The organism is Pseudomonas sp. KCJK9058, assembly GCF_046230975.1.
GTDB lineage: Bacteria > Pseudomonadota > Gammaproteobacteria > Pseudomonadales > Pseudomonadaceae > Aquipseudomonas > Aquipseudomonas alloputida.
In genome coordinates, this window is the sequence record NZ_JBJJLR010000097.1 from 1 (window position 1) to 2,472 (window position 2,472).

General features: G+C 54.4%; 2 protein-coding genes and 1 pseudogene. All 3 read left to right on the plus strand.

Annotation, left to right across the window (positions count from 1 at the left end):
* Nucleotides 1-1,850, plus strand: a 1,850-nt coding sequence (locus ACK59Z_RS25700; RefSeq protein ID WP_409293970.1) for an RHS repeat-associated core domain-containing protein, incomplete at its 5' end; no start/stop codon positions are given.
* A complete protein-coding gene (locus ACK59Z_RS25705; RefSeq protein ID WP_060537274.1) occupies nucleotides 1,847-2,221 on the plus strand; it encodes a hypothetical protein in 375 nt (124 codons plus the stop codon). The genes ACK59Z_RS25700 and ACK59Z_RS25705, both read left to right, overlap by 4 nt.
* A gap of 62 nt (nucleotides 2,222-2,283) precedes the next feature.
* A pseudogene (locus tag ACK59Z_RS25710) lies at nucleotides 2,284-2,472 on the plus strand (hypothetical protein); the annotation flags it as partial.

The window sequence follows — 2,472 nt, forward strand, 5'->3', positions numbered from 1 at the left end:
ATCTCACACGACTGGATGAGATTGGCTATGGCGAAAATGCCGAGCGGCCCGAGCGCCATACGCTCTTTGAGCGTGATGCCATTGGCCGTTTGATTGCCAAGCTCAATAGCGATGCGCGGCAAGACTTCGTCTACGACGACGGCGACCGGCTGCTGAGCATCGAGCGGCAACCGACCGGGATCGGCAAGCAGCTTGGGATCACAGAAGAAAAGCTTGAGTACACCTACGATCTGCTCGGCCGGCTGACCCAAGAAATCACCCCCGAAGGGACGCTAGCCTACGAGTACGACCCGCTCAGCAACCTGACCACGCTGACCCTGCCGGATGGGCGCAAGGTCAATCACCTGTATTACGGCAGCGGCCACCTGCACCAGCTGAACCTGGACGGCCAGGTGATCAGCGACATGGAGCGCGATGACCTGCACCGCGAGGTGTACCGGACCCAAGGCAAGCTCACCAGTTGCTTCGGTTATGACGCCATGGGGCGCAAGGCGTGGCAGTTTGCCTCGACCTTGCCGGCCGACAAGCTTTCGCAGGTGCACAACACCGGCATCAATACCTCGTTGCTGGTCGAGCACGCCTACAACCCGATCCACCGCCGTTACCAGTACGACCCGGCCGGTGAACTGGTGCGTACCCTCGACAAGCTGCGTGGCGAGATCAAGTACGAGTACGAAGCCAACGGCCAATTGCGCAGTCGCGATACCGGTTCGCTGATCGGCAGCGAGGAATTCCGCTACGACCCGGCAGCCAACCGCCTGGACTTCAATGCGCGGCAGTTCGACAAGGTCAAGGACAACCGCATCAAACAGTGGCGGGATCAGGAGTATCGCTACGACCCGTGGGGCAACCTGATCGAGAAGCGCTCGGGGCACAGCAAGCTGCAGTACTTCAGCTATGACTGCGAGAACCGGCTGGTGCGGGCGGAGACGTTGGTCAATGGCAAGCTGGAAAGCCAAGGCGAGTATCGTTACGACAGCTTGGGGAGGCGAATAGCCAAGCAGGCTGAAATCAATGGTGAGGTCGAGCAGAAGCGCTTCCTCTGGCAAGGGCTAAGGATGCTGCGGGAGGAAACGCCAGGGCAGAGCATCTTGTACCTGTACGAGCCGGGTAGCTATGCGCCGTTGGCGCGGGTTGATCGGGTTGAAGGGGAAGGGCAGAAGGTCTATTACTTCCATACGGATCAGATTGGGACGCCGCTTGAGCTGACGGATAGCGAGGGTGAGAGTGTTTGGCAGGCAACGTATCGCTCGTGGGGGGCGGTAGAGCAACTGCCCGTTAGTAAGGTTGAGCAGAATCTGCGCTTCCAAGGCCAATACTTTGATCAAGAAACAGGGCTGCATTACAATACGTTTCGCTACTACGATTGTGAGCTTGGGCGCTTTGTTACACAAGATCCGATAGGTTTGGATGGAGGATTCAATCTCTATCGTTATGTTTCCAGCCCCTTCACAGGAGTTGATCCTTGGGGTTGGTGCGAGAAGAAAGGTATGGGGGTGAGCAAATCTGGACATCATGTGCCATCGGTGCGAAAGTCGAAAGGTAGACCTTTCGCCGTTTCTAGATCTGATAAAACGCGGCCAACACTATTCCCTAAAGGTGAAAACCCAGAGCATGAACATTGGCTTCTACATGAGGCAGAAAGAGGACCGGTCGGGCCTCGGCAAGGCGATTTCCCAGGTACAGATGATCAACTTTTTGCGGCATATCGTGAGGCTTATAAAGATTTGGATCATATCAAAGTTGATGTCGTTTCGCCGAACGGAGCCCATGTTCTTGGTGAAAATGTGACGCCGCGCGCAGCGGTCGATTTAATAGAAAATTGGCTTAAAGAGGGTGGGCTAAGATGAAAATAGAATCTTTGGATGATTTGAAGTGTATAATTCAGCGGGATGGTTTTTTTGAGGCTGTTGTGTCTAGTGTGAATGATTGGGATGAAGCATTAGACAGGCGTGATGACGATGTCTTCGACTCCGCATGGATCGCTGCATTTGAGGAATTAAAAAAAATCGAGTACTCATCTGAAAGCGATGAAGAGGGTGTAAGTGATATGCGAGAGTATGTGTTTAAGAAAGTATACGGGTTGGTTAATAGCTCGGATGTTGCAGGATATATTTCGGATGATATAGGGCTGGTGGCTGAGTCGATATCTAAGGTGTGTGATGTTGAGTGGGTGAAAAAGTTATTTGATATTTATTGCGCTGGAGAATTCCCTAATTAACTGATTCTTGAGGCTTTGCGCGTTTTTTCGTTAAAAATCGGAGCGTGGAGGAACGGGTTGGCCAGCACCTGGTCGCGGTGACCGATGCGCTGAACCAGACCACCACGCTGGAACGCAAGCCCGACGGCGAAGTGCAGCGCATCAGCCACCCGGACGGCACCACCGAAACCTTCACCTACAACGTCTACGGCCAGGTACTCAGCCACACCGACGGCAAGGGCCAGACCACCCGCCTGATGCGCACCGCCCGC

Coding starts and splice junctions, on each gene's coding strand:
- ACK59Z_RS25705 (WP_060537274.1), top strand. CDS start 1,847: ATGAAAATAGAATCTTTGGATGATTTGAAGTGTATAATTCAGCGGGAT.